This window comes from Halobellus sp. H-GB7 (genome assembly GCF_030848585.1).
Lineage (GTDB): Archaea > Halobacteriota > Halobacteria > Halobacteriales > Haloferacaceae > Haloquadratum > Haloquadratum inordinatus.
The window spans coordinates 52911-78355 of record NZ_JAVDDW010000012.1; the positions used below are offsets into that span (position 1 = coordinate 52911).

At 65.8% G+C, this 25445-nt stretch carries 31 protein-coding genes and 1 tRNA gene; 8 read left to right on the top strand and 24 right to left on the bottom strand.

Features of this window, described 5'->3' with window-relative positions:
* Positions 1–32: 32 nt before the first annotated feature.
* The 4 genes from RBH22_RS15690 to RBH22_RS15705 form a co-directional block, all read right to left on the bottom strand.
* On the bottom strand, positions 33–1097 hold the full coding sequence (locus RBH22_RS15690; protein ID WP_306678146.1) for a hypothetical protein: 1065 nt from the start codon (positions 1095–1097) through the stop codon (positions 33–35).
* Between the two features lie 165 nt (positions 1098–1262).
* Positions 1263–4211, bottom strand: a complete 2949-nt coding sequence (gene uvrA, locus RBH22_RS15695; RefSeq protein ID WP_306678147.1) for an excinuclease ABC subunit UvrA — start codon at positions 4209–4211, stop codon at positions 1263–1265.
* Between the two features lie 263 nt (positions 4212–4474).
* Entirely contained in the window at positions 4475–4828 is a 354-nt protein-coding gene (sepF, locus tag RBH22_RS15700) for a cell division protein SepF (protein WP_121568572.1), read from the bottom strand.
* A 244-nt stretch (positions 4829–5072) separates the two neighbouring features.
* Entirely contained in the window at positions 5073–5552 is a 480-nt protein-coding gene (locus tag RBH22_RS15705; RefSeq protein WP_256288736.1) for an RNA-binding protein, read from the bottom strand.
* A 177-nt stretch (positions 5553–5729) separates the two neighbouring features.
* On the opposite strand from RBH22_RS15705, the gene RBH22_RS15710 reads away from it, so the two are divergent.
* Complete coding sequence (locus RBH22_RS15710) at positions 5730–6074, top strand: hypothetical protein (protein ID WP_256545974.1); 345 nt, start codon at positions 5730–5732, stop codon at positions 6072–6074.
* Positions 6075–6165: 91 nt separating this feature from the next.
* On the opposite strand, the gene RBH22_RS15715 is transcribed toward RBH22_RS15710, so the two are convergent.
* The 4 genes from RBH22_RS15715 to RBH22_RS15730 form a co-directional block, all read right to left on the bottom strand.
* Positions 6166–6558, bottom strand: coding sequence for a hypothetical protein (locus RBH22_RS15715; protein WP_256545973.1), 393 nt, complete (start codon positions 6556–6558; stop codon positions 6166–6168).
* Position 6559: 1 nt separating this feature from the next.
* Complete coding sequence (locus RBH22_RS15720) at positions 6560–6829, bottom strand: hypothetical protein (protein WP_256545972.1); 270 nt, start codon at positions 6827–6829, stop codon at positions 6560–6562.
* Positions 6826–7119, bottom strand: a complete 294-nt coding sequence (locus RBH22_RS15725; protein ID WP_306678148.1) for a ubiquitin-like small modifier protein 1 — start codon at positions 7117–7119, stop codon at positions 6826–6828. The genes RBH22_RS15720 and RBH22_RS15725 overlap by 4 nt, the downstream gene beginning before the upstream one ends.
* Positions 7120–7207: 88 nt before the next feature.
* Entirely contained in the window at positions 7208–7618 is a 411-nt protein-coding gene (locus RBH22_RS15730; protein ID WP_306678149.1) for a hypothetical protein, read from the bottom strand.
* Positions 7619–7792: 174 nt separating this feature from the next.
* Here RBH22_RS15730 and RBH22_RS15735 point away from each other — a divergent pair, with 174 nt between their 5' ends.
* Positions 7793–8056 (top strand): hypothetical protein, encoded by a 264-nt coding sequence (locus RBH22_RS15735; protein WP_306678150.1) that lies wholly within the window; start codon positions 7793–7795, stop codon positions 8054–8056.
* 43 nt (positions 8057–8099) lie between these two features.
* Here RBH22_RS15735 and RBH22_RS15740 read toward each other — a convergent pair whose 3' ends face one another.
* The 4 genes from RBH22_RS15740 to arcS all read right to left on the bottom strand — a co-directional run bounded on the left by RBH22_RS15740 (position 8100) and on the right by arcS (position 11363).
* Positions 8100–8444 (bottom strand): ArsR family transcriptional regulator, encoded by a 345-nt coding sequence (locus RBH22_RS15740; protein WP_306678179.1) that lies wholly within the window; start codon positions 8442–8444, stop codon positions 8100–8102.
* A gap of 192 nt (positions 8445–8636) precedes the next feature.
* A complete protein-coding gene (locus tag RBH22_RS15745; protein ID WP_306678151.1) occupies positions 8637–8975 on the bottom strand; it encodes an ArsR family transcriptional regulator in 339 nt (112 codons plus the stop codon).
* Positions 8976–9085: 110 nt separating this feature from the next.
* Positions 9086–9352 (bottom strand): hypothetical protein, encoded by a 267-nt coding sequence (locus RBH22_RS15750; RefSeq protein ID WP_306678152.1) that lies wholly within the window; start codon positions 9350–9352, stop codon positions 9086–9088.
* A 196-nt stretch (positions 9353–9548) separates the two neighbouring features.
* Positions 9549–11363 (bottom strand): archaeosine synthase subunit alpha, encoded by a 1815-nt coding sequence (arcS, locus tag RBH22_RS15755; protein ID WP_306678153.1) that lies wholly within the window; start codon positions 11361–11363, stop codon positions 9549–9551.
* Between the two features lie 125 nt (positions 11364–11488).
* On the opposite strand from arcS, the gene RBH22_RS15760 reads away from it, so the two are divergent.
* Positions 11489–12085 carry a pyridoxamine 5'-phosphate oxidase family protein gene (locus tag RBH22_RS15760; protein ID WP_306678154.1) on the top strand — a complete coding sequence of 199 codons (597 nt, stop codon included), beginning with the start codon at positions 11489–11491 and terminating at the stop codon, positions 12083–12085.
* Between the two features lie 24 nt (positions 12086–12109).
* On the opposite strand, the gene tgtA is transcribed toward RBH22_RS15760, so the two are convergent.
* Positions 12110–13600, bottom strand: coding sequence for a tRNA guanosine(15) transglycosylase TgtA (gene tgtA / locus RBH22_RS15765; RefSeq protein ID WP_306678155.1), 1491 nt, complete (start codon positions 13598–13600; stop codon positions 12110–12112).
* A gap of 228 nt (positions 13601–13828) precedes the next feature.
* On the opposite strand from tgtA, the gene RBH22_RS15770 reads away from it, so the two are divergent.
* The gene (locus RBH22_RS15770) at positions 13829–14626 is read left to right on the top strand and encodes a M48 family metalloprotease (RefSeq protein ID WP_256546658.1); all 798 of its coding nucleotides are present in this window, start codon (positions 13829–13831) and stop codon (positions 14624–14626) included.
* Entirely contained in the window at positions 14626–14904 is a 279-nt protein-coding gene (locus tag RBH22_RS15775) for a hypothetical protein (RefSeq protein ID WP_256545963.1), read from the top strand. Before RBH22_RS15770 ends, RBH22_RS15775 begins: the two co-directional genes overlap by 1 nt.
* Before the next feature lie 24 nt (positions 14905–14928).
* Here the strand turns inward: RBH22_RS15775 and RBH22_RS15780 are convergent, their stop codons facing one another.
* The 4 genes from RBH22_RS15780 to RBH22_RS15795 all read right to left on the bottom strand — a co-directional run bounded on the left by RBH22_RS15780 (position 14929) and on the right by RBH22_RS15795 (position 18282).
* Positions 14929–15753, bottom strand: a complete 825-nt coding sequence (locus tag RBH22_RS15780; protein WP_256545962.1) for a type II CAAX endopeptidase family protein — start codon at positions 15751–15753, stop codon at positions 14929–14931.
* Between the two features lie 89 nt (positions 15754–15842).
* Positions 15843–16433 carry an NUDIX hydrolase gene (locus RBH22_RS15785; RefSeq protein ID WP_256545961.1) on the bottom strand — a complete coding sequence of 197 codons (591 nt, stop codon included), beginning with the start codon at positions 16431–16433 and terminating at the stop codon, positions 15843–15845.
* Between the two features lie 74 nt (positions 16434–16507).
* Positions 16508–17803, bottom strand: coding sequence for an arylsulfotransferase family protein (locus tag RBH22_RS15790; RefSeq protein ID WP_306678156.1), 1296 nt, complete (start codon positions 17801–17803; stop codon positions 16508–16510).
* An 83-nt stretch (positions 17804–17886) separates the two neighbouring features.
* A complete protein-coding gene (locus RBH22_RS15795; protein WP_256545959.1) occupies positions 17887–18282 on the bottom strand; it encodes a VOC family protein in 396 nt (131 codons plus the stop codon).
* Positions 18283–18419: 137 nt separating this feature from the next.
* Between RBH22_RS15795 and RBH22_RS15800 the strand changes: the two genes are divergently transcribed.
* From RBH22_RS15800 to RBH22_RS15810, 3 genes are all read left to right on the top strand, one after another.
* Positions 18420–19562: a metal-dependent hydrolase gene (locus RBH22_RS15800; RefSeq protein ID WP_306678157.1), complete on the top strand. Its 1143-nt coding sequence runs from the start codon at positions 18420–18422 to the stop codon at positions 19560–19562.
* A gap of 295 nt (positions 19563–19857) precedes the next feature.
* Positions 19858–20199 carry a hypothetical protein gene (locus RBH22_RS15805; protein WP_256545957.1) on the top strand — a complete coding sequence of 114 codons (342 nt, stop codon included), beginning with the start codon at positions 19858–19860 and terminating at the stop codon, positions 20197–20199.
* Positions 20200–20353: 154 nt separating this feature from the next.
* On the top strand, positions 20354–20860 hold the full coding sequence (locus tag RBH22_RS15810) for a phosphate-starvation-inducible PsiE family protein (RefSeq protein WP_256545956.1): 507 nt from the start codon (positions 20354–20356) through the stop codon (positions 20858–20860).
* A 42-nt stretch (positions 20861–20902) separates the two neighbouring features.
* Here RBH22_RS15810 and RBH22_RS15815 read toward each other — a convergent pair whose 3' ends face one another.
* The 7 genes from RBH22_RS15815 to RBH22_RS15845 form a co-directional block, all read right to left on the bottom strand.
* The gene (locus RBH22_RS15815) at positions 20903–21610 is read right to left on the bottom strand and encodes a DICT sensory domain-containing protein (protein ID WP_306678158.1); all 708 of its coding nucleotides are present in this window, start codon (positions 21608–21610) and stop codon (positions 20903–20905) included.
* Between the two features lie 2 nt (positions 21611–21612).
* Positions 21613–22005: an ArsR family transcriptional regulator gene (locus RBH22_RS15820; protein WP_306678159.1), complete on the bottom strand. Its 393-nt coding sequence runs from the start codon at positions 22003–22005 to the stop codon at positions 21613–21615.
* Positions 22006–22140: 135 nt separating this feature from the next.
* Positions 22141–22213, bottom strand: a tRNA-Pro gene (locus RBH22_RS15825).
* Between the two features lie 89 nt (positions 22214–22302).
* The gene (locus RBH22_RS15830; protein WP_306678160.1) at positions 22303–22707 is read right to left on the bottom strand and encodes a CHY zinc finger protein; all 405 of its coding nucleotides are present in this window, start codon (positions 22705–22707) and stop codon (positions 22303–22305) included.
* 31 nt (positions 22708–22738) lie between these two features.
* Positions 22739–23335, bottom strand: coding sequence for a tRNA (pseudouridine(54)-N(1))-methyltransferase TrmY (trmY, locus tag RBH22_RS15835; RefSeq protein WP_306678161.1), 597 nt, complete (start codon positions 23333–23335; stop codon positions 22739–22741).
* Between the two features lie 65 nt (positions 23336–23400).
* Positions 23401–24393 (bottom strand): GldG family protein, encoded by a 993-nt coding sequence (locus RBH22_RS15840; RefSeq protein WP_256288758.1) that lies wholly within the window; start codon positions 24391–24393, stop codon positions 23401–23403.
* Positions 24380–25285, bottom strand: a complete 906-nt coding sequence (locus RBH22_RS15845) for a S49 family peptidase (protein ID WP_256545950.1) — start codon at positions 25283–25285, stop codon at positions 24380–24382. Before RBH22_RS15845 ends, RBH22_RS15840 begins: the two co-directional genes overlap by 14 nt.
* Positions 25286–25445: the final 160 nt, after the last annotated feature.

Below are 25445 nucleotides of genomic sequence, written 5' to 3' on the forward strand. Positions count from 1 at the left end.
ACGCGCGCTTCCGCTCTGCTCGTGACGCCCGCTTACGCCTCGCTCGTGACGACTGCGAGCCCACGCGTCGTCGTCTCCCGGAACGCCTCCGGCCACGCCACGTCGACGCGCGTGAAGGAGTCGCCGCCGTCCTGAGTTCGGTACAGGCCGCGGTCGGTGAGCGCGAACAGTTCACCGTCCGCGACGCCGGGCGCGAGCGTCGCCCGGAGGACGCCGGTCCCGGTCGGCACGCCGACGTCGTCGAGGCGGTCCCATCTCGTCGACCCGCGCTCTGCTTCCGCATCCTCCCGTCGGTACAGATACGAGGCCGCCGACTCCGGGGTGTGTGCCCGGCGCGCCCCCGCGGCCGCCGAGAGGAGGACGCGCCCCGGTTCACCGGGGTCGATAGCGACGCTCCAGCAGTAGCGGTGTTTCAGTCCGTCCTGTGGGAACTGCCACGTCCCGCCGCCGTCGTCGCTCTCGGCGTAGCCGTCGCCCGCGGCGACCCGCACGCGGTCGGGTTCGTCGGGGTGGATCGCCATCGTGTGCGTGTCGCGGCGGGTCGACGGCGCGCGTTCCTCCCAGGTCTCGCCGCCGTCGTGGGTCTGGATCAGCGCGCCGGCCTCGACGGCGACGTAGAGGTGCTCGGGGTCCGCGGGGTCGACTTCGATCCAGCGGACGTGGTGCGTGTCGGGACGCGGCGGGAACGACCACTGCGGCGCCGACGGCAGATCGGTCAGCCCCGACAGTTCCGTCCACGTGTCGCCGCCGTCTCTCGTGCGGTACACGCCGCTGGGCTCGGTGCCGGCGTAGACCACGTCGGGATCGTGCGGCGAGACGGTCACGCTCGTCACCGATTTCGGGAGTACGTCGCTGCCGACTCGTTCCCACGTCTGCCCGGCGTCGACCGAGCGGAACAGCCCGGCGTCGAACGTCCCACAGAAGACGCGCTCTGGGGCGTCGCTCGCGGCGTCTAGGCACTCGACCCGATGGCCGTCGAGCGTGTGCTCGGCGGAGGGACCGCGGAACGGCTCAGTGTCGGCACCGCCTTCGGTACTGGTCTCCGCGTCGCGAACGACGAGGACGCCCTCGCGGGAGGCGGCGTAGCAGGTGACCATACCCGATGTATGCGACCCAGTCACTTGGCCTCGCCGACGAAGGGAACCGCGGCCGGCGCGGGAGAAACGGCTTCGGTGAGCCTCTCATCGGGATTATCGTAACTGTTCAGAGATTCTCGCCGTACCGTCCGGCGAGACATCTATGCAGACTTACGATACTCCCTATCAGTCGTCGTCGGCCGGCTTGGCGGGCTTGCGGCGGTCCGCGCGCGGGCCGTCGACGTCGACGTCGGGCAGGAGATCCCGGAGGTAGCGACCGGTGTGGGACGCCTCCGTGCGCGCGACGTCTTCCGGCGTGCCCGTCGCGACGACCTGGCCGCCGTTCTCGCCGCCCTCGGGACCGAGGTCGACGATGTTGTCGGCGTTCTTCACCAGGTCGAGTTCGTGCTCGACGACGACGACGGTGTTGCCGTTGTCGGTGAGTCGCTGGAGGACCTCGATCAGTTTCCGTTCGTCCTCCTTGTGGAGGCCGGTCGTCGGCTCGTCGAGCAGGTACAGCGTCTCGCCGGTCTGCTTCTTTCCGAGTTCCTCGGCGAGCTTGACGCGCTGGGCTTCCCCGCCCGAGAGCGTCGTCGAGGGCTGCCCGAGCGTCATATAGCCGAGACCGACGTCTTCGAGCAACTGGAGGCGACGCCGGAGCTGTGAGTTGGCCTCGAAGAACTCCAGCGCCTCCGAGACCTCCATATCGAGAACGTCCGCGATCGTCTTTCCTTTATACGTGACGTCGAGCGTCTCGTCGTTGTAGCGCGCGCCGTCACACTCCTCGCAGGGCACGTAGACGTCCGAGAGGAAGTTCATCTCGATCTTCACTGTCCCCTGCCCGCCGCAGGCCTCACACCGCCCGCCCTTGACGTTGAACGAGAAGCGGCCTTTCTCGTAGCCGCGCTGCTTCGAGAGCTTCGTCTCGGCGAACAGTTCTCGAACGTAGTCGAAGACGCCGGTGTACGTCGCGGGATTCGATCTCGGCGTGCGGCCGATCGGCGACTGGTCGATGAGCCGCACCGTCTCGATCTCGTCGAGCCCCTCGATCGCGTCGTGGTCGCCCGGATCGACGGACGTGTTGTCGTTCATTTCGCGCGCCAGGCCCTTATAGAGGATCTCGTGCATCAGCGTCGACTTCCCCGACCCGGAGACGCCAGTAATCGCAGTGAACTGGCCGATCGGGAGCGACACGTCGAGGTCCTTCAGGTTGTGCTGGCGCGCGCCGCGGATCAGCAACTCCGCCTCGGAGTCGCGGCGCTCCTCGGGCACTGGGATCTCTTTCCGACCGGCGAGGTAGTCGCCGGTGACCGAGTCCTCGGCCGCGACGATGTCGTCGAAGTCGCCCTGGACGACGACCTCGCCGCCGCGCTTGCCTGGGCCGGGACCCATATCGATGACGTTGTCGGCGCGACGCATCGTCTCCTCGTCGTGCTCGACGACGAGGAGGGTGTTCCCGAGGTCGCGCAGCCCTTCGAGCGTGTCCAGCAGGCGGTCGTTGTCGCGCTGGTGGAGTCCGATCGAGGGCTCGTCGAGGACGTAGAGGACGCCGACGAGGCCGGAACCGACCTGCGTCGCGAGCCGGATGCGCTGGCTCTCTCCACCAGAGAGGGTCGACGCCTCGCGGTCCAGCGTGAGGTATTCGAGGCCGACTTCCTCCATAAACCCGAGGCGGGCGCGGATCTCTTTGAGGATCTCCTCGGCGATCGTCCGCTCGCGCGCCGTGAGTTCCGCTTCGAGCCCCTCGAAGTGGTCGAGCGCGTCGCCGATGCTCATCCGGTTGACTTCGGTGATCGAGATCCCGGCGACGTAGACGTGCCGGGACTGCTCTTTCAGCCGCGTCCCCTCGCAGGCGGGGCAGGTGGTGACGGCCATATAGTCCTCGATGTGCTCGCGCGTCGACTCGGAGTCGGTCTCGACGTGGCGGCGTTCGAGGTTCGGAATGACGCCCTCGAAGCGCTTCGTCTTCCGGCGCGTGCCGTTTCTCGTCTGTCGCTGGAAGACGACCTCTTCGTCGGTGCCGTAGAGGAACTGCCGCTGAATCTCCGGATCGAGTTCCTCGAAGGGCGTGTCGACGCTCACGCCGAAGTGCTCGGCGACCGAATCCAGCCGCGTCCGGTAGTACGAGCGGTTGTACGACCACGCCTCGAAGACGTGCTTGATCGGTTTCGAGCGGTCGCGGACGACGAGATCCTCGTCGACCTCCTTGGTCTGACCGAGACCCTCACACTCGGGACAGGCCCCGTGCGGGCTGTTGAACGAGAACGAGCGCGTCTCGATCTCGGAGAACTGGAAGTCCGAGTTGGGGTTGCCCAGTTCCTCGGAAAACTCGACGACGAGGCGGTCGTCACCCTCACCGGCGAGCGCCCCCGTCGACCGCGTGTTCGATGCGAATGGGACGTCCTCGGGTGGGTCGGGGACGATCACCTTCAGCACGCCGTCGGCCTCTTCGAGCGCGGTCTCGACGGAGTCGGCGATCCGGGAGCGATCCTCGGGGCGGATCTTCACCCGGTCGACGATCACGTCGATCGTGTGATCGTAGTTCTTGTCTAACTCCGGCTGATCGAGCGTCAGGTCGTAGGACTCGCCGTCGACCTCCACGCGGGCGTACCCCTCGCTGACGAGGTCCTCGAAGAGATCCTCGAACGCGCCCTTCTGGTCGCGGGCGACGGGCGCGGCGATCTTCGCCCGCGTGCCCGCCGGCAGTTCGAGTAGTTGGTTCACCATTTCCTGGGCGGACTGCTCGCCGACCTCCTCGCCCGTCACGGGGTCGTACTGCGTCCCGACACGGGCGTAGAGCAGTCGGAGGTAGTCGTGGAGTTCGGTCACCGTGCCCACCGTCGAGCGGGGGTTGTTGGCGGCGTTCTTCTGATCGATGGAGATCGCGGGCGAGAGCCCCTCGACGGCTTCGACCTGCGGTTTGTCCATCTGCCCGAGGAAGTTGCGAGCGTACGCCGACAGCGACTCGATGTACCGGCGCTGCCCTTCGGCGTAGACCGTCTCGAAGGCGAGCGACGATTTCCCCGACCCCGAGAGCCCGGTGACGACGGTGAACGTCTCGCGCGGAATCCGGACGTCGAGGTCCTTGAGGTTGTGTTCTTCGGCACCTCGAACCTCGATGAAGTCCTTGCTCATCTACGACCCGATATGGAGAGCGGAGAGGAAAGTTCGTCGGTTCCGGCGGTCACGCCGGCGTCGAAATGGCTCTCATAGGGATTATCGTAACTATTCGGAGATTCTCGCCGTACCGTCCGGCGAGAAATCTATGACGACTTACGATAATCCCTATCAGAACAGTGTCCGCCGAAGCGGATGTAACAGCGACCGACGGCCAGTCAAAAGCAGCAGTCAGCGTACAGCAGCGGTGATACGACCCGACGGTTGCCCCGTGGTTGTCGTCAGTTCAGCTTTTCGCGCGCGACGGCGACGCCCGTGGGTGCGATGATGATCTGGTCGTCGCCCTTCTGTGCGATGTCGCCGTCGACCTCGTCTGCGACCTGTCGGAGGTCGTCGATGATGTGCTCCATCGTGCTGTCGGTGGTCGTGTGTCGCGTGATGTCTGCGATGACGAGATCACCGTCGTAGACAGCGTCTTTGATGGCGACGACGTCCTGCTGGCTGCTGATCGTCGCGATCCGGACGTTCATCTCCGCGGCCCCACGCGAAGATTCTACGCCCTCGATGTCGAGGTCGAGGTACTCGTCGGTCGTGTGCTGTCCGCCCCCGCTGATGATCTTGCTCATAATGCCCATACCACCTACAAACGAAAGAACGACGTTAGTTCTTACGTCAGACGAACGTCAGACGAGTGACGATTGCGGGAGGTGACGCGGTGTCGCGCCCCGGATGAGAAATTACACGGGGACGATCGTGAGGACGACAGTCGAGCGGTCATAGGGGTTATCGCACCTGTTCGGAGAGTCTCGCCGTCCCGTCCGGCGAGACATCTATGACGACGTACGATAATCCCTATATGGAGACGTACGATACTCCTTATCAGACGACGAACTCGAAGAGGTCGTCGCCGACGTGGTGGATCGACTCGACGACCTTCCCCGAGTCGCCGGTCATCTCCTCGCCGTCGACGAGCGCGCGACCGATCGCGAGGACCTTTCCGTGGGTCTCCTCGGCGATGGTGACGAGATCGCCCTCCGTCACGTCGTCGTCGGCTTCGACGATGCCGGGGCGCATCACGTCCGCACCGTCGCTGACGAACGAGATGGCGCCCGCATCGACGGTGACGACGCCCTTCGTCGGCCCGTGTCGGTTCGCTCCCTGCACGGTCAGAAATGCCTCGTCCTCGAACTGGACGACGTCGGTTTCGCCGTCGACGAGGACGACGTCGAACGGTTCGTCCGCGAGCTCGACCATCTCGTAGGTGTCGCCGTCGAGAGCAACGCCCGTCTTCGCCTCGATGCCGGCTTCCAGCTCCTCGATCTCGTCCGCGCGGAGGTGGTGGCGGGATTTGATCTGCATATCCGAGGACACGGCGCGCCAGCCGATAAATCACGCGACACGGGCCCCGCCGGGCCGGCGAGACTCTGCGCACTGGTGCAACACCGTAGCGGCGTCGGTGCGGTGTCGTGGCGGCGTCGATGCCCCGTCTCCCGCCCGCGGAAAAACGCTAAGTGCGGGTGGTGCGTGGTGAGTTTTATGTGGCGCTCCCGGACCAACCGGGATGGATCGACGGTCGTCTGTATCGCATGCGGGACCTCACTCCCGCGCTCGGAGGCGCGCGAGTACGACAAGCACGGAAACCGCTGGGAGAGACACGGAAAGACGTTCGAACACCTCTGTAAGGAGTGCTATCGAGACCTCTGTCACCAACCGCGGGACGAACTCGAAGCGTTGTTGCTCGAACTCGAACGGACGGACGCGGAGCGGGACGGCGAGACCGACGGCGAAGCAGGACAGCCCAACGCGACGTTCCTCTCGCGGTACTTCCGGGCCGTCGAAGAGCGGTACGGCCCCGCTGAAGAGCCTGGACACGAGTCCTGATGCTGTCGGACAGATTATGTGAAATCATCGGCACCCCGTGGGTGCCAACATAATTCACGAACTGCTGTCCGACAGTATGAGAACAGCCCTTTCACGCCCGACTGACGACGACCGCATCTCTGATTTCTAGCGCCGTCTCGAACTCCTCGCGCCGGTCGGTCTTCGTTCCGAGACGGCGGAGTTGCTGGCAGTGCGCTCTGCTGACCGCGTCGATCTCTGACTCCGAGAGGCCGATGTCTGCCCCGAGGTCGGTCCAGTAGCCGCTCGGGACGAGGTAGACGTCGCGTTCCTCGTCGGTGACGGGACATTCGTAGGCGCGTCGATAGTCGTCGCGCTTCGATTCGAGGTGGGCCTGCACCTCCCGGAGGAGCGAGCCGAGGCGCTCCGGGGCGATGCTCGCGGTCGCGCCGGTGTACTGGAGCACGTCGCCGTCGAGCGGGACCGGCACACGGTCGGCGTCGTCGGGCCGGTTGTCTGCAGCCATCTCACCCACCGGCCCGCATCGCTTTCTGTGCGAACCGTTCGATGAGCGAATCGAGCACGTCCGGGTCGCCCTCGAAGACCACCGTCACCTCCGTGAGTTCGAGCGTCGGGCCGACGGCGACTTTCTCCGCGGAAAGTGAGACCGTCCACTCCTCGCCCTCGACGTGCTCGTCGTCGACGACCGTCCCGCCGAGCTTTTCGAGGTAGTGACGGGCCAGTCGGACCGAGATACCCCGAAACGACTTCTCGCGGGTCACTCGATCTGTGCTCACGACGACCCCCCGAACGCGCCGCCGGCGACCGGCGGGAAGATGCTCAGCGTGTCGTCCGGTTCGATCGGCGTGTCGGTCCCCGCTTCGTGTTCGACGTCGCGACCGTTCAGGAGGACGTTCACCTGCGGTCGGACCCGTCCGTCTTCGATGATCTGGCCGGCCAACCCCTCGAATTCGGATTCGAGCGCGACGAGGACGTCTCCGACCGTCTCAGCCTCGTATTCGCGGGTGATCGTCTTCGTCCCGACCGCTTCGCGGAAGTTGGCGAAGAACCGCAGTTGAAACGTCATACCCGTGTCTGGGGCGCAGCAGGCAAAAAAGGTGCGCGCCTGTGCGACCGATTGCCGCACCCGGTGACGGACACGACCGTGCCTCGACTTATCGGTCGCCGAATCGGATCCCGTCTTCGACGAGCCGATAGTTGCGCTCGCGGTCGATTTGGGCCGCGAGCCACTCGTGTTCGTAGAGCTGTGCGATCAGTTCCGCATAGAGGTTCCGCCACGCGATCGCGTAGATCGGGGACTGCCCCCACGCGCGGAGTTCGGGGATGAACTCGTCGTAGGTCTCCATTCGGCCTTCGAGGTGCTCGATCGCGTCGACGGCGTAACTCGCGGCTTCCGACTCCGAGTCGGCGGACTCGATGGCCTCGTCGAGACTTCGCTGTAGTCCGCCCACCGCCTCTTTCATATCGGCGGCGGCGTTCGCGCCATCCTCCGGGAGCGATTCGAGGATCTGCTGTGGGACGCCGAGCGAGAGTTCGCGGTCGGTCTCCGACGCGTCGTCTGTCATATCCGCATCGAGGGCTGCCGGGGTGAAAAAGTCGCCGTCGCGGGATCGGTTGTTCGGGGTCGATCTTTCGGGGGCGTTATGCAGGGTCTCTCGACCCCCTATGCGGGTCTTACCGCGGATACTGGATCCTAACGAAGTATGCAGCCCTCATTGTGAGGATACGGCCGCTCGACAATGCTCTCTCGACCTCTCGAATTCGCGACACACGACCGTTTCCGGCGGTTCATCGCGTGGTATACGGCCATCCTCGGTGGCTTCTCTACGCTGCTTGTAGGTACGGTCGTCCTCATCGCGTACGTCTTCGGAGGCAACCTCACCATCTACATCGACAAGTTTGGCGAAGCGGGACTCGAAGTCGCGCTCTTTGCGGTCGTCTGTGGAACCGTCCCGTTCGGTCTCTACGTGCTCGACGACATTCTCCGCGCCGACGACGAGTGAGCGACGCGACGTTTCGCTATCCGCACGACTCGCCGGTCGTCTCTTACTCTGCAGCGTCGTCCGCACCTGTCTCAGCGTCGCCTGGGTCCGCCCCAGCACCGTCGCCGGCCACGCTCGCCTCGACGAGCGCCTCGAAGTCGGTGTCGGGGTCGTGCCGTGCGTCGCGGTGCTCCAGCGCGGCCTCGCCCATCCCGGTGATCTCGTAGAGCCCGCTGTTCTCGGCCGGTCCGACGCGCCGCACGCAACCGTAGTCCGCGAGCGTGCCCAGACGTGTGTTCATATACCCGCGGTCACGATCCAGCGCGACCGCGACGTTGACGGCGTTGTTCCGGCCCTTCTCGGCCAGATACCTCAGAATCTCGAAATCCGTCGGTTCCACCAGTTCCAGTCCCATCTGTGTACGACCCGCCGGCACCGTCCACCGGCATCGATACAGTTCGTATATACTGGCAGTATATAGTGTTTCTCTTCGTAGGTGGTGACCAGGTGGTCGTCAGACGAACGCCGTGCGACGATTCGAGACGCGGGAACGCTACTATAAAAGACAGTGGAGATGCGCTCGGCTCTCGGCCGGCAGGCGCTACGCGCCGTCTGTGTCGTCGGCGCCACCAACATCGCCCGACCCCTCGGTCCGGGCTTTCAGTTCCTCGGCGACGAGTTCGTCGAAGTCGACTCCCTCCGTGCGATACTGGTCACGCTGTTCGACGACGACACGCCCCTTCTCGGTGATCTCGTAGAGCCCGCTGTTCGGTGCCGGCCCGACGCGCTCGACGAGATCGTAGTCCGCGAGCACGGGGAGTCGCGTGTTGATGTACGATCGGTTCTTGTCCAGAATATGCGAGAGGTTCACAGCCGTGTTCCGACGCCCGTCGGAGAGCGCCTCCAGGATGTCGAAGTCGGTGGGGACTGCGAGTTTCATATCCCGGACTTCACGCCCAAGAACAAATAATCAACTATGTGGCAGCGGTACAACGGCGGTATTTGCGGAGAAAAACGCAGTAACCGGATACTACTGCGAGTATCAGCCTCCTATCGCTCGTCGAGGAGGTCGCGCGCGAACCGCAGATCTTCGATGATCCGTTCGTGTCTTGCGATCGCTCGTTCGACGTACTGTTCCGTTGATTCCGTCTTGGCCCCCTTCGATTCGTCGTAGTACGCTTGCAGCAGATGCGATTCGAGCGCCCGCGACGTCGCTTCGTTCGCTGTGAGAAGCGACCGGACGATCGTCCAATCGACAGCCCGCTCGTCCGGGAGCTCCTCGAGAGGGTGACCAACTCCCTCTTGTTGCCTTGACATCACATCATACTGATGCTAATTGCTACTTAAACTTTGTACTTCACTGATAGTTCATCCGCAACTTCGCTATCGTCGCGTTTGCCAGTCGTTACTCGCTCGGTCACGTTTCGTTGCGGGGATCGGTTGTTCGGGGTCGATCCCTCCGATAGAATACGGTCAGTCGTGGTACACAGCACCTACGGCGCTGCTGCGTGCGTCACACTTCTTCGACGTGCCGCACCTGCACCGCCTCGCCCCGCGTCGACTCTACCATCTCGCTGCCGAACATCTGCGCGCGGCCGACGGCGAACGCCTTCGGTCCCTCGACGACGACCTCGTCGCCGACGCGGATGTCCTCGTCGGCGTCGACGACGCCCGGCGCGAGGACGCTGCCGTGCGGGACGAAGCCGTCGATCTCGACGCGCTTCGTCGGAGCGTCGGACTCGTCCCAGACGCGCGCGCCGGCGAGCGTGAACGACAGGACGCCGTACTGCGGCACCATCGTCGCGAGCTGTTGGTCGCCGCCGCCGTCGCCGTCGGTGTCGCCGTCGCGGACCTGCAGTTTGGGATACCGACTCGTCGTCTGCATCTCCACGTCCGCGAAGAGTTCGTCGCCTGCTCCGGGCCCGAACTGATAGTCCGCGAGCGCCTTGATCGTGTTGTGCTGGCGCTTGCGCTTGCTGTACTTCAGTTCGCCGTCCAGCGTCGACATCAGATTCCCGATCGACTCCGTCGTCGTCGGGTGTTCGTCGACGGTGTACTCGAATGGGACGTCCACGTCGGCCGCGACACGCTCGCAGATGTCGCGGTAGCCCTCGTCGGGCACGTGCGCGATCACGCGTGGGTACTCGTTCCGTTCGAGGTAGCGCCGGAGCACGTCCGCGACGAAGGACTTCTCGTCTTCGGACCACCGGCCTGTCACGACCGAATCGTAGTGTTGGGCGGGGTAGGTGAGCTCTAACTCCATCGGGACGACGCCGATCGGCGACGTCATCGAGACCATATGGCCGCGATATTGGACTGCGTCGTGGAACTGCGCGTGGCTCTGTGACTCGCTGTAGGGCTTCGTCGCCGAACACGGAACGAGAACGAGCGGGTTCGAAAAGCGGTTTCGGTACCGGCTCGTCACCCGGTCGGCGAAGCGCTGGATCTCGACGCGGCGGAGCGTATCCTCGGTGGCGGCGGCGAGTTCGCTGTCGCGGACGACCGGCGTCCGCTCCTCGACGTAGCCGTACTGCTGGTCGAACTCGCGGAACGCGGCCGTGAGCCACTGGTCGTGACGCGTCTGTCCTTCGATGTAGTCGCGAAGCCGACCGTCGCGGATCCGCCGGCGGACCGTCGCGAGCTGGGATTCGAGCGCGTACTCGTTGTGGTCGGCGCAGTCCTCGCGGTCGAACACCGCGGGGTTGTCCGGCTCGGATTCGGGGTCGATATCGACGCGCTTGCCCCGGCAGGCCGGACACGAGCACGGCAGTTCGTCGAGGTCTTCGAGGAAGTACTCGCCCTCGGCGGTGAGATAGAAGCCCTGGAGGCCGCGGACCCGCGCCCGCTTCGCATCCAGTAGGTCGACACCGGCGTAGACGAGTGTGGCCGCGTTTCGGGGTGTCGCGACGCCGGAGAGATACAGCGCTGTGTCGGCCGGCAACGCCTCGCGCGCGGCGATGATCTCCTCGCGGAACGCCGAGGCGTGGCCGACGAAACCCTGCGCGTCCGAGAGGATGTACGCGTCGGCGCCGTAGTCGCCGGCCGTCTCCGCGGTCACGACTGCCGCGCTCGGGTAGTCGACGTCGGGGTAGTCGACTGCGAACGTCTCCTGTACGCGCTCGTCGGTGCCGGCCGGGAACGCCCGGTGCGGGAGGACCGTCAGGATCTCCCGGTAGCCTTTGGGCACCTCGCGCTCGCTCGTCCAGAGGCTCCCGGCGTCGTCGACGCTGCCGTCGACGAGCGCGGGCGTCCGAAGCGGGTCCGAGAGGCGGAGTTCGCCCAGGCGAGCGGCCCCGTCTCGCCTGTGAACTTCGAAGTAATCGGTCATACACCCGAATGTGCCGCCAGGGGTGAATTATCTGTCTGTTCGCGAGCGGTGTCGGCGGGTCTTCGGCCGACCGCTCCCCCGACTCGGCCCGCGTGCTTTTGCGCTATGCCTTCATAGAAGCGCGTATGCACGTCACCGGCGCGTGGTCGGCGGCCGAGGCGGGCGAGTTCCTCGAAACGACGCGGGTGCCCGTCCGCCTCGCGTGTCACACGCCCAAGGGCCACCTCTGGATGCTCTCGCTGTGGTACCTCTGGACCGGCAGCGACGCGTCCGACGAAGTAGCGGAAGTCAGTGACGCGCCCGACGAAGCAGCCGACGGTAACGACGCGTCCGACGAGGTGGCGGAGGTCGGCGCCGCGCCAACCGACCTCGCCGGCTGTCGATCTGAGGGACCCGAACTCTGCTGTGCGACGAGCGCGAACGCGGACGTCGTCGAGTATCTCCGTAGCGACGACGCCGTCGCCTTCGAGATTTCGACGAACCACCCGCCGTACCGGGGTGTCCGCGGTCGCGGGACGGCTACGGTCGAACCCGACGAGGAAAAGGCCCTCCTCACGCACCTGCTCGACCGCTATCTCGGCGGGACCGACAACGACCTCGCCGGGCGACTCCTCGCCCCCGAGCGCGAGGAGGTCCGGATCCGAATCACGCCGGAGCGACTCCACTCCTGGGATTTCTCGGAACGGATGCGCGACGTGTCGACGGCGACTCGCGAGGAGTGACGCGGCGTCGCCGACACTGCGGGTTCAGTTTTCGGCCCGTGACTCGCCGGTCAGCGACTCCAGTTCGACGCCTTCCGGCACGCGTGCGAGTGCTGACGCCGGCCAGTCGTCGTGCGCCAGCACGAAGGTCGTCTCCGGGTTCGCGGAGACGAGCCGTGAGACGCCCTCCGCCGCCGCTTCGTACGCGCTCCGGTCCGTCCGCTCGGGGACTTCGGCGGTGAACGGGTACGTCTCCGAGAGCGCGCGCGGGAACGGGCCGAACGGCGGCACCACGCGCCAGGCGGCGTCGTAGGTGTCGCCCGAGGGCTTGCCGCCCTGCGTGAGCAGGACCGTCTCGCCGGCGTCGAGTCGTCCGATACGCTCGTGGTGCCGACGTACCTCGGGCCGCCGCGCCGACTCCGCTGAGAGATAGAAGAACGACCCCTTCGAGATGGGGTCTTCGCGTTCGAGTTGCTCGGCGTGATCCAAGAGCGCGCGGTAGCCGTCGAGCATCGCCGGATGTCCGCGTGCGCGCGATTCGACCAGTTCGAGGAGGTTGCCCGAGCGGATGGCCTGCTTGACGCGCCGGATCTCCGAGAAGGACACGTGGAGGTTGTGCTCCGCCAACAGGCGCTCGCGCTCCTCGTCGCCGTACGCGCGGAGTTCGTCGGGGTCGTGCGCCGAACAGACCGCACACGAGCAGGGGAAGTACTCGAGGTCGTCGAGTTGTTCGGTCCCGCGGACCGTCAGATAGCGGTCGTCGCGGGCGTAGATGGCGTAGGCGGCGGAGTCGAAGAGGTCACAGCCCGCGGCGACCGCCAGCGCGAACATCATCGGATGACCTGCGCCGAACAGGTGGACGGGGGCGTCGCGGCCGAGTCCGCGCTTGGCGGCGGCGACGGCGTCGATCATATCGGCGTAGCGGTAGTTGTTCATCAGCGGGACCACCGCGCCGACGGGGAAGACGTCGAGGTCGGTCGCGTAGGCGTGACGCCCCGCCTCCTCGCGGAGGTTCGGGTACGTGGACCCCTGCACGGGGGCGTTCACGAGCATCTCGCCGGTGTCGACGCCCTCGGCGTCCGCCAGCGCCTCTTCGGTGAGGCGCAGTTCGCGCTCGGCCTGCTCGCGGGAGACGTCCGGTGGCGTCGGGATGTCGACCGGCGTTCCGATGTCAGAGCCGATCTCGCGCTGGAATTCGAGGATCTCGCGGGTCGTCACCTCGATGTCGCCGTACTCTGCGAGCTGGAACGACCCCGAGTCGGTGACGATCGCGCCGTCGAAGCCAAGCAGTTCGTGGAGCCCCACGTCGAGGGCCGTCTCGTGGAGGTCCTCGTTCTTGTGGATGATGTAGGAGTTCGTGATCAGGATCTCCGCACCGAAGTCCGATTCGAGCCGCGCGGGGGAGATAGTTCGAATGTTAGGGTTGACGACCGGCATCAACGCCGGCGTCTCGACTGTCACCCCCGCCCGGGGGACCGATAGCTCGCCGATCCGGCCGGCGGCGTCCCCGTCGCGGAGCTCGAAGTGATCGCGCATAGCGGAACGTCGGCGGCCGGCTGGTAAGTATCGTCGGATTTGCCCTATAGTAGCGTTTGCAACTGATCACACAGATAATCGCACGACTGCGTGCGGTTAGGTGAGTGAAGACATGCAAACGCTACTATAGTCTGGGTATCCCTTGCCCAGGACGCGGGCGACCACCGAGTATTTGTGTCCGTGTAGACAACGCATCCCCGTATGCGTCACCTCGGACTGAAAGCGCGAATGGCGATCGTCGGCTCGATCCTGTTCGCATTCTACGCCGTCGCGGCGGTCGTCGTGATGGGCGTGTTCGGATTTCCCCTCTGGCTCGTCCTGCTCGGCAGCGTCGCCTTCGTCGGCGTCCAGTACAAAGTCGGCAAATGGATGGCGCTGCGGACGGTCGGCGCGGAGGATCTCCCCGAAGACCGCTATCCCGAGATCCACCGCCGCGTCGAGTCGCTCTCGCGCTCGATGGGGATCGAGAAGCCCCGGCTGATGATCGCGCGGATGGGCGTCCCGAACGCCTTCGCCGTCGGCCGGAAAGGCGCGGGGACGGTCGTCGTCTCCCAGGAACTCCTCTCCCAACTCGGTCCCGACGAGGTCGAGGGCGTGCTCGCACACGAACTCGCGCACATCCGCAATCGCGACGTCGTGATGATGGTGCTCGGCCAGGGCGTCGCCTCTATCGTCGCCATCGTCGCCCAGTGGGCCGTCCTCCTCACCGGCGACAACGACATCGCGGACTTCTTCCTCGCCATCGTCGTCGGCCAGATTACCCAGATGCTGGTGATGCTCTTCGTCTTCGCCATCTCGCGGTACCGCGAGTACGTCGCCGACAGCGACGCTGCCGAGGCGATCGGTGGCGGCGAACCGCTCGCGCGCGCCTTGGAGAAGATCGACCGTGGAAACCAGCGGCGCAACGAGTCCGCAGTCGACGAGCAGGTGAACGCGCTCTGCATCTTCGGCGAGGAACGCGGGCTCGCTCGCCTGTTCGCGACCCACCCGCCGATCGAGAAGCGCGTCGAGCGACTCCGTAACTGATGGTCGACGTCCGGACGCTCGCCGCGGCCGTCCTCGGCGTCGCGCTCGGTCTCCTGTTCGTCCTCGCGCCCGAGACGATCGTGCGGGTGCAGACCGCCGGACGGCTCCCGCAGGACCGACACGGACGATACGGCGAAGACGGCCCACGAGACGGCTCTGGCGGCGCTGCGGAATCCGACGCCGACGGCGGCGTTCCGACGCGATGGCGACAGCTCGTTCGCGTCGTCGGCGCCGCGCTGATTCTCGGTGGAGCGTACTTCGGCTGGACGCTCGTGTAGTAGTGTCCGGCCGCGGCCGGCAGCTCACACCAGCGCCAGAACCGGCGCGAGGAGCGTCTGCGGGAGCTGTCCCGGATCTGCGTACTGCAGCGTGAGATAGAGCAACGAGAACAGCGTCGCGTTGTACGCGCCGTGAATCAGCGCCGGCACGACGAGGTTCTTCGTGAGTTCGTACATCGTCCCGAACACGAGCGTCGGCAAGACCAGTACAGAAATGCTGACGAGCCGTGCCTGCGGTGCGCCCGACAGCGAGAAGAAGTGGATCGACGCGAAGATCAGGCTCGCGAGGACGATCGCGGCGGGCGCTGGCAGCGCTTCGCTCAGCCGATTCTGGACGACGCCCCGGTAGAGCAGTTCCTCGCCCGGGCCGATCAGGAGAAACGACGCGGGGACGAGAAGCAGGAGGATCTCGGGATTCTCCATTCCGACTTCGGCGGCGGTGTTCGGCGCCGCTTCGGCCCCGATCGCCGAGATGATCACCGACGCGACGACCAACAGCGCGAGCGATCCGACGTAGCCGCCGACGACGAGCGCAACGTCGCGTAGCGACGGGACGGTGAGGCCGACGTATTCGAGTCCGCGACCGCGATACCGGAGGTAGCCGAGCGCGACGCCGCCGAAGCCCACGCCGGTCGCGAGCGCTAGCGAGAGAACGATGCTCAAGAGCGGCGTCACGGCGACGCCGGCGAGGCCGAGGACGACCGCCGCGGCGATGACGAGGAGCGCACCGGCGGCGATGCCGACGACCGCGAGGAGGATTGCGACGGCGAGCGCGCGGAGCGCGTCGCGGGCGGCGTCGGTCGACGTCGGATCGTCCGCACCGTCGACGGTGTTCAGTTCGGAGGACACACGTCTACTACGTGCTGCGGCGTCAAAATCCTTCGTCTCACGGATGCGGGTCGCCCGCGGCGTCGATCACTGCCAGCGGTCCGTGACGCTCACTGCCAGCGGTCTGCGAGTTCGTAGCGCGTGATCCCGGTGACGGTGCGACCGTCGCGTATCTCCCCATCGAGCACGTCCGACAGGAGGTCGTCGTACTCCGCGAGCGAAACGCGGATGCTCTCGTTGAAATCGAGGTCCTGCTCGGCCGTCGGCTCGCAATCACGGGCGAGATAGAAGTGGTGAACGCTGTTCAACAGCCCGTTCGCGGGCTCGATCGTGAACAACTGCCGGAGCGATCCTGCCTCGTAGCCGGTCTCTTCTGCGAGTTCGCGCCGCGCGACCGCGTCGAGGTCGTCGTCGTCGGGTTCGGCGCTCCCAGCCGGGAGCCCGCGGTTGACCCGCCCGACGGCCTGCCGCCACTCCTCAATCAGGACGACCTCGCCGTCGGGCGTGAACGGGAGGATCACGACCGCCTGCGGTTCCTCGACGTAGTGGAAGTCGGTCTCGGTGCCGTTCGGCAAGACGACGTCGTCGCGGCGGACGTCGAACCCCGGACAGGTGTAGTCGATCTCGGTCCCGGTCGTCTCCCAGGCCAGCTCTTCGGCGTCATCTCCAGGGTCGTCGGAGTCGGCGTCGCGCTCGCTCATACCCAATCCTCCAGTCCGCACCGCCAAGAATTGGCCGGGTCGGCGTGACCGGATCGTCTCCGTACGCTCGCTCGTCAGCCGCGGAGCCGGTCTCGAAGCACGAGTCCGCCACCGCCGAGGACGCAGCCGAGCGAGACGAGCGTGATCGCGACGTGAATCTCGGTGAACCAGAAGGGCGTCTGAAGCCCGGTCTGGAAGATCATCAGGAGGAACGACAGCACCGGGACGTTGCGGCCGTCTCCGATCGTCGTCGGCTCGTCCCCGTCTGCATCGGAGTAGGACGTCGCCCCGACCGTCTCGCCCGCCGGCAGCCGTTCGGCCTCGTAGGGCACCTGCGGCGTCTCGTAACTCCAGACGGTCGCGCCCGTCCGGTTCACTTCGACGACGCGCTGATTCAGCGAGTCCGTGATCAGCGTGTTGCCGTTGGGGAGCCGATCGGCGTCCCGCGGCCAGTTGAAGTTGACGCCCTCCGCGGCGTAGATGGCCCACGCGGCCGTCCACTCGCCGTTCTCGCCGCGCGTGAGTTCGACGATGCGGTCGTTGTGGCTGTCGGCGACGAGGACGCTCCCGTTGCCGAGCCACTGCGGATTGTGCTGCTGGCGGAGGAGCGTCGGATCGCCCTGCGTGGTGTCGCCGTCGCCTTCGTTGATCACTTCGACGACGCCCTCGCCGCGTTCGACGATCACCAGTTGGTGGGCGTTGCGGACGGAGACGAGATACCGGTCCTCGGAGATGACGTCGACGTCGTTGATGTGGAGCCAGTCGGTCTTCGTGGGATCGGCGGGCGCGTCGTACCGCGAACTCGCGTTCCACTGCCAGGTGATCTCGCCGTCTTTCACCGTGAAGATCCGCTCGTACTCCATATCGGTGACGAGGAACTCGCCCGAGTCGAGGCGCTCGACGTCGTGGACCTCGCTGTTCGCCCGGCTCCGGACCGGGAAGGAGTACTCGTACTGGATTTCGGGGTCGGCCCCGCTGTCGGCGTTCGGCTCGATGATCCGGAAGCCGGTGTGGGTGCACGGCGACTCGTAGGGGCCGCAGTCCTCGTAGCCGCTGTCCATAAACCCGGCCATCACGCTGCCGTTCGCCAGCATCGTGACGTCGAAGTAGCTGTCAGTCTCGCCGGCCCGCCAGACGGTCTGGCGGCCGTCGAGCAGGTAGACCGAACCCTTCTCGTGGAGTCCCGGGCCGCCGCCCTGCGAGCCGACGAGCGTCTGCCGCGTCTCGCCGTCGCCGGCGGCACCGACGTTGGGCGCGAGCGCGGCACCGACGACGAGCGAGGAGACGAAGAGGACGACGCCGACGACCGCGAGCGCGACACCGGCGCGCTGTCCCGTGAGAGAGCTATCGGAGGGGGCCTTGGGAGGCATCGACTGCGTGTGGCAAGCACGAGCGGCGAGAAAAACCGTTCGGTGTGAAACCGCTCGGTGTGGAGACTACGCTCCCGCGTCGGCTACTCCCGCTCGGCTTTCAACTCGATCCGATACCCGAACGGGTCCGTGACGTAGACGGCCGGGGCGACGCCGGTCGCGCCCAGGGGATCCAGCCGTCGGTCGATCTCGATGCCGGCGTCGTCGAGCGTCGCTTCGATCCCGTCGATCGTCTCGTCGACGCGGATCGCGACGTGATCGTACGCGGCCTTCGTCGGTTCCTCGAACCCGTCGCTGGGCTGGAGGTGGATCACCGCGCCGGGTGCGAGCCGTACCGAGAAGAACGGCTTTGCCCCCGATTCGTACAGGTCCATCCCGTCGATACCGAAGCCGAGCGCGTCCCGGTAGAACCCGAGCGCGGTCTCGATTCCGTCTTCGGGAATGTGGAGTTTGACGTGGTCGATCGCAGTCGCGTTCACACTCTGTGTTCGGTCCTCGACGACAAAAGTCCGTGTGGCCGTGGGGGCCCCTCGTCCCCACTTATGGTCGATGTACCTGGCCGATATCGATACATCCGAAGACCTATTCCGTCCCGCGGGTAGGGCGAACCTACACGATGTTCGTCGGCCACGAGTTCCTGGCGTTCGCACTCGCTGGCTTGGGTGCCCACCGTCTCGGCGGCGACGAGCGCGCGTCCTTATGGCTCGGAGCCGTCGCCGCACTCGCGGCGCTGCTGCCGGACCTCGACGTCGTCTACGCGGTCGCGACCTACGCGGTCGCCGTCGCAGGCGGCACGCCGCTCGGCTGGGAGGCGTTCTGGGGCGTCGCCAACGGCGTCCACCGCGTCGTCACCCACCCGCTCCCTGTCGGCGTCGTCGGGACGCTGGTCTTCGGCGCGACTGTCGTTGCTGTTCGACGCGGACGCGGGACGAACTCGAATCTCGCACGGCCGACCGATTCGACCGGACCCAACGATGTCGAGCCCCCGTCTCCGATCGCTCGCCGACATAGCTCCATTCCCGCTGTCGCGGGCGTCGCCGTCGCTGTCGTCGCCGCTATCACGCTTCTCGCGACGTTTTACACCACTGACGGGGGGGCTGCGACACTCGTCGCTGCCGCCTTCCTCCTCGTCGTCGGCGTCGTCGGCGCCCTCGCGGGCCGTCGAACCACCGCTGCGTTCGCTGGCGACCGGACGTCGCTATCGCCGACGGCACTGACAGCCACTGCCGGCGTCGGCTTCCTCACGCATCCGTTCGGCGACGTCTCCCTGGCCGCGCCGCCGCCGCTGCTCTCCCCGTTCGGACCGCCGCTTCTCACCGAGCGGATCGTCCTCGCGACCGATCCGACGCTGAATCTCCTCGGCATTCTGTTCGCGGAGGTCGCGACCGTCTGGGCGGGCGTCGCGGTGTTTTCGCGCGTGACCGCCGATCGGCTCGAGGGCGTCCGGCTTCGGGACGCAGTCGACGCCCGTGCCGCACTCGGCGTCGGATACGCCCCGGCTGCGTTCCTCCTCCCGCGTCCGACGATCGCGGACGCACACGTCCTCGGATTCACGATCGTCCCGCTGGCTATCGTCGTCGCGCTCTGGGCCGGCCGGTCGGCCCGCGCTCGACTGCAACGCGCCGACGCCGAGGCGACTGCGACGGCGGACCGATCAGCGCCCGCTCGCGTCGATGCGGCGTACGTCAGCGTCGTCGTCGGCCTGACGACGCTCACGCTGGCGGGTGTCGCGTACGGTGCTGCGTATCTGCTCTTCTGAGTGACGCTCCGAGCCCCGCTCCAGCGCCGACTCGGGCGGCAGTCAGGCCTAATTATGTTAGTGGTACAAACATTTAGCAGTACTCAGCATAACCTTACGAACGTCTGTCACATCTCGTCGCCGTCGACTCACCGCTCGCCACTCGCCCCGCGATTCCGCCGCTACCTCCGCTTTCCCCATTTCTCCTCCGCCGCGACCAGTCAGACGGGCGCCGTCGACGCCCGGATAGGAATCTGCCGAGTGCGCGGGCGCTAGGTATTGCACCGAACGATCACGATAGCCCACGGGAGCAACGATGGGAACTGACGCCGACACCCCGATCGAACTGCTGGAGTCGCTCACGCCGCTGTGGTGGCAGGGAGCGATCGTGTTCTTCCTCCTCGGTGACTCGCTGACGACGTTCGTCGGGTACCAGATGCACACGGTCGTCGAAGCGAGCCCCGTGGCCGCCTGGTTCATCAGTTCCCACGGAATGTTGCTCCTGGTCCCGGTCAAGGTGGCGGTCGTCTGTGGATTCTACGGGCTGTATCGCGCCACTCCGCGGCCACACAACATCGGCGTACCGCTGGGCCTGTGCGCGCTGGGATTCGTCGTCACGGTGTGGAACAGTGCGGTGATCGTCGCGGCCCTGCTGTAACGTGCGGGACACAGCGACTCCTCCTGCAGCGTGCTCTCCCACCGAAATAACAGTTACTTGACCGCTATCATATCCTGAAAATTATAGGGCAGTAAGGGACACTCCCGGACGTGAAGCGAGTTGCGCCTATGATTAACGGGGGCCGCCAGCGACGATGAGCAGCGACGATGACTCCGAGACCACCCGGACCGACACCGAGGGCTCTCGGTTCTCGGCTGAGCGCTACTCCGTCGCACTCAACCGCTTCGTCCACGGCGTCGAGATGGTTGCCGCGACGGTGTTCGCCATCCTCTTTGCCACCGGCGTGGTCGATCTGATGCTCCAGATCGCCGACGCGGTCCGGAACGGCAATATCACGGACCCGCTCGTCGTTATCGGCTTCATCGACACGGGGCTCCTGCTCTTGATCATCGTCGAGGTGTATCAGACGGTCCTGGCGTACGTCGAAGAGAACCAGACGCGTCGGATCGTGCAACTGGTCATCTACACCGGCGTCATCGCGATGGTCCGGAAGGCCATCATCTTCCGGACCGGCGAGTACGCGACGGTGCAGGACGCCTTGATCGCCGCGGGTGCGTACGCCCTCCTCATCTTCGCGCTGGTCAGCCTGCTCTTTGCGGAGCGCGTCTACGGCGACGACACGCCGTTGATGGCAGGCTGAACCTCTGTCTCGGGGGCTTCTCATCACTGCACGCTGCCGTGTTCACGTGCCGCGCGCTCTGAGCGCCGAAAGGATCTCCTGAACCCGTTCTGGATCGTTCGTCCAACAGCCTCGGTATCCGTCTGACTCCTCCCGTGCGAGGAGCGCGCAGGCTTGTGTGTCGTCGCCACCGCCGTCGAACGCGAGCGTCCAGTACTGGTCGAGTTCGGAATCGTCATCGCCGTGATAGGTCACACCGTCGATCGCCGGCGGCGTCCAGTCTTCGACCCCGTGGACGTGAATGTCGAGGGCCGTCTCCCGCGCGAGGTACCGATAGATCGCCGCCTGTGGTTCGAACGCGGACAACTGCTGAAAGCTCACGCGGAGCGTCCCGCGCCCGACGCGGAGGGCGCGATCCTCGATCTCTCGTGAGACGGCCAGGAGTTCGCTGCGCTCCATCGTCGCGAACGTCGTCTCGTCGAGTACCTCGAACAGCGCGCGATACCCCGCCGAGACGTCGCTTCGATCCCCCGGCCGGGCGATCGGCGGCTCGAGCAGTCCCTCCACGCTCTCGACCGGGAGAACGCCGGTAAATTTGCCGTCCTCTCTGATGGCGAGAAAGGGGGCTGGCCCACCGGGCGGGAGCACTCGATGCGTCACGTCGACGCCGTGGCGCGCGAACCAGGATTCGAGGTCCGTCTCGTCGGCGCCCCGGTAGACGACGAACTGCTTTCGTGGGTGTGCTGTCGCTTCGAGGATCGCATCGAGCATCGCTAGGACTGCGACGTCTCGGCCTCGATGCTCCTCGTGATCAGGTCCTCGACGGCGGCATCGACGTCCTCGGCGCGCACGACTCCGGTATCGGCGTCGTATTCTACGAGACCCAGATCTTCGAGCAGCGGGAGGTGACTGTGCACCAGTTCGAGGGCGATTCGATCGTGGTTCTCGACGGTCGCCATCGCGCCTGTCTCCGTCGTCTCCCACCCGGCGAGCACGGTCGCGAGTTCGTCGACGGTACTGTCTGAGTGCTCGATCACGAACGACAACAGGCGGCGCCGCCGCGTGGAGGCGAGCGCGCGGTAGAACTGATCGTCCGTGAGCCACGGAGTCTCGTCTGCGTCCGCTGAGTCTTCGCTTTTCGATTGCCCCTCCTGGTCGTCGGCCATAAGATTACTTTATTGTGTATTGGTACCAATAAACATTCTCACTAGCCACTTGGTAGGTGTCCTCTGCAGCGCTCGACAGCGTGCTATCGAATCGTGATCGCTACGCGTCGCTCGCCGGGAAAGATGCGGGAGAAGTGGGCCGGCGCAGATTCGAACTGCGGTTACGGCCACCCGAAGGCCGAAGGATACCAAGCTACCCCACCGGCCCGCACACGAATAGTTGCCGTTCGTTCTTTTAACGCTTCCGAACCGAACGCGAATTCCCCTGTGACACCCCACCTGCACCCACCCGGGCGGTCACTGTTCGAAGTACTGGTCGCGGTGACGACGACACCCGGGATTGAACGCCGCTCCGCAGCGTGGGCACGCATCGTCGCCGTCGAGGTACGTCCGCGCCGACAGCGTCACCCCGCAGACGCCACACAGGACGGCCGGTTCGTCGAAGCGCTCCCGAGGCCACGGCTCGGGGTCGTGATCGGCAGTTTCGGCGTGACACGTGTAACACGGTGAGAACCTCTCACAGCACCCGAACCGGAGGGCGACGACGTCGACGGCGCTGTCCCAGTGAGCACACCGCGTCTCGGCGTCGACAGCGACGCCACGGAGCGGCACGCGAAAACGCTCGTCGACTGCGGGTGCTGTGGTCGTCCGTCGACCCTGCTTCTCGTCGCCTTGGCCGCGTTCCGGCCGATTTCCGTTCATCCGTTCTCCCCCGTACTCTCCGTCCATCCCGTCAGTACGTGGTGTAGCCGTCGGTGTCGAGATAGTTGTGCGCGACGGTGATCGCGTGGTCGGCGTGGAGCACCTCGGGACCGAGGCGGACGCACTCGTCGGCCGCATCGGCCAGTAGCGACGCCTCGCGCTCGGTGAAATCGTGGTGATCCGAGAGTATGAACAGCGGATTGGTCGGCGGTTCGACGTCGGCGACGGGGTCGCCGTCCTCGTGGAGCTCGACGACCGTTGCGTCGCCGGCGACGTCTTCGAGCGTCGCCTCGAAGCCCATCTGCCGGATCGAGACGCCCGGCGTGCTCTCGGCGGGCATATGCCCGATCGCGTCCTCGCGGTGCTCCAGCGCCGTGCGAATCAGCGCCGCGGTGCTCCGCTCGTCGGGATTGAGGCGGTGCAGGTCGCTCCCCTCGAACCGCACGGTGAACTCGTCGCCGAGCACCAGGTGCACTCGCACGTCGTCGCGGATCGAGTGTGAGAGGAAGAACGCGCTGTTGACGCAGCGACAGAGGACGTCGAGCCGTCCCGCGCCGCCGGCGAGGTCGTCGAGCGAGAACCCGGGCGTCGTCGGCGCGTCGTGTCCGACGATCAGAAACTGTCGCATAGGCGTTCTCCCCGCTCGAACACCAAGAGTCGTCCGTTCTGAAAAACCGGGTCCGCGGGCCCGCCTCAGAGTGTCGGCATCGGCAGCGTCGGTCCTGTGCCGTTCTCCGACCCCGTCGACGGCGGTGTCGGCGCGTTGCCCGTCTTCTGTCCGCTCACGAGGAAGTCGGCCAGGTTGCCGATGAACGCTTCGTTGTCGGCGGTGTACGCGTCGGTCGGTGCGAGAAAGTCGGTGTCCCCGACCATTGCCACGTCACCGGACTGCACCGCGACGGCGTACGTGTCGGCGCGGCGGGTCGTCGAGAGCTTCGTCTGCTCGATCGCCGTCAGCGCGCGCTCTCCGCTGTCAGTCGAGACGGCGACCGACCCGCGGAACACGACGCGATCGACGTCCTGCGAGAGCGATCCGCTTCCGGCGGTCGCGTAGATGCTCTTGAAGTTGTGCTGGTACTCGTGCATATTGAACAGGTACCCCGAGTGTCCGGCGACGCCGAACGTCGAACTCAGGCCGGGACCGCCGCTCGATGGTTGCTGGGGCCCGACTCCGAGTCCGAGGATGCTGAGTATGGACCCGGACGAAGACGCGGGGTCCGAGAGCAACAGGACGCGGCCGCCCGCGTCGTTGAACGCGCGGACGCCGGCGAGCTGTTCGGGTGTGTACGCCTGCGTCGGGTTCGCGACCAGCAGTGCGTCCGCGCTCCGGAGCGATTCGTTCCACGCGGAGCCGCGGGCCTGCTCTTGAGTCACGAACCGGACTTCGTGGCCGTTCTCGACGAGCGTGTTCACGAGCGTCGAGAGCTTTTCGTCGGAGAACTCGTTTCCGTGTGCCTTGTCGACGAGAACCGTCTTTCCGGTGGCGTCGCTGTCCATCGTGATCTCACCGGTCTCGTCGGCGGCGGCCACGCGGGCCGCGTCGAGGTCGGCCTGCTGTTGCGCGAGGTTCGACACTTCCGGGGTGTCGCCGCCCGAGAAGATCGGAAGCACCGCTGCGCCACCGACAATGAGCGCGACGACGACGACGAACGCGACTGCGGGTCCGGTGAGGTCACGCGCTTCCATTGGCGTTCACCTCCGGATTGTAGGGGGCGATTTCGTCCACCATCAACGGCCGCGTAACGGGGACGAGTCCGTTCGTCTGCGCACTCCGTTTGTAGATCATCGTTCCGTTGTCCGTTTGTGAGGTCAGCAGGACCAGCCCCAGCGACTGCGGAGGCTCCTGTCTCGTCACGTCGTAGTTCTCTAGTCCGGCCATCTCGGCCGCGTGGTCGATCGCCGTCGGCAACGCGCCGATCTGGTCGGCGTAGCCGTTCTCTACGGCTCTCGGTCCGAGGTAGGTCTTCGCGTAGGCGACCTCCTCGCGGGAGAGCGTGATGTTGTCGCCGCGGTGTTGCATCACGCGCCCGACGAACTGTCGTTTGAGCGATTCGACGGTCTGTCGACGCTCGTCGGCCGTCGGTTGTGCCTTGTCGGGGCCGGTCCGGATGACCGACTCGGGGAGGGGGACGCTGCCGCCGGAACTGACCACACCGACACTACCGACCTCTGTCGAGGAGAGGACGAAGATCTCGTCGGCCGGGAGCATCCCGTAGTACGCGCCGGATGCGCCGACGCCCTGCACCGAGGCGACCACGGGCATCTGTTCTGCTGTTCGTAACACTTCGAGGTACAGTCGCTCGCTGGGAGCGACATAGCCGCCACCGCTATCGACCTTGAGAACGACCGCTTCGATGGAATCGTTCGTCCGTGCATTTCGGAGGTCTTCAGAAATGCCGTCCACCGTCGAGGCGGAGATGGTGCCGGAGACCGTAATCACCGACACCGTTCCCTCAGACTGCGTGGACGTCGTATAATCGTAGGCAACGGGGGCGAGTACCGAACTCACCAGGACGGCCGCGACGACGGCGACGACGAATAACGCCTTCGCCGACGCCGCGGATGAATCTCTATTCATACTGCGTGGGAACCATATCCGAGGCTCCGTAAAGCGATTCTTGAAACGAAAAGTCAGATTTCACCCACGTGAAACGGGCGACTACCGGTAATCGGCTGTCGTCGCTAGCATACCCATACTGTGGGCTGCCCTCGACGACAAAGGGGCTCTGATCCGTGGC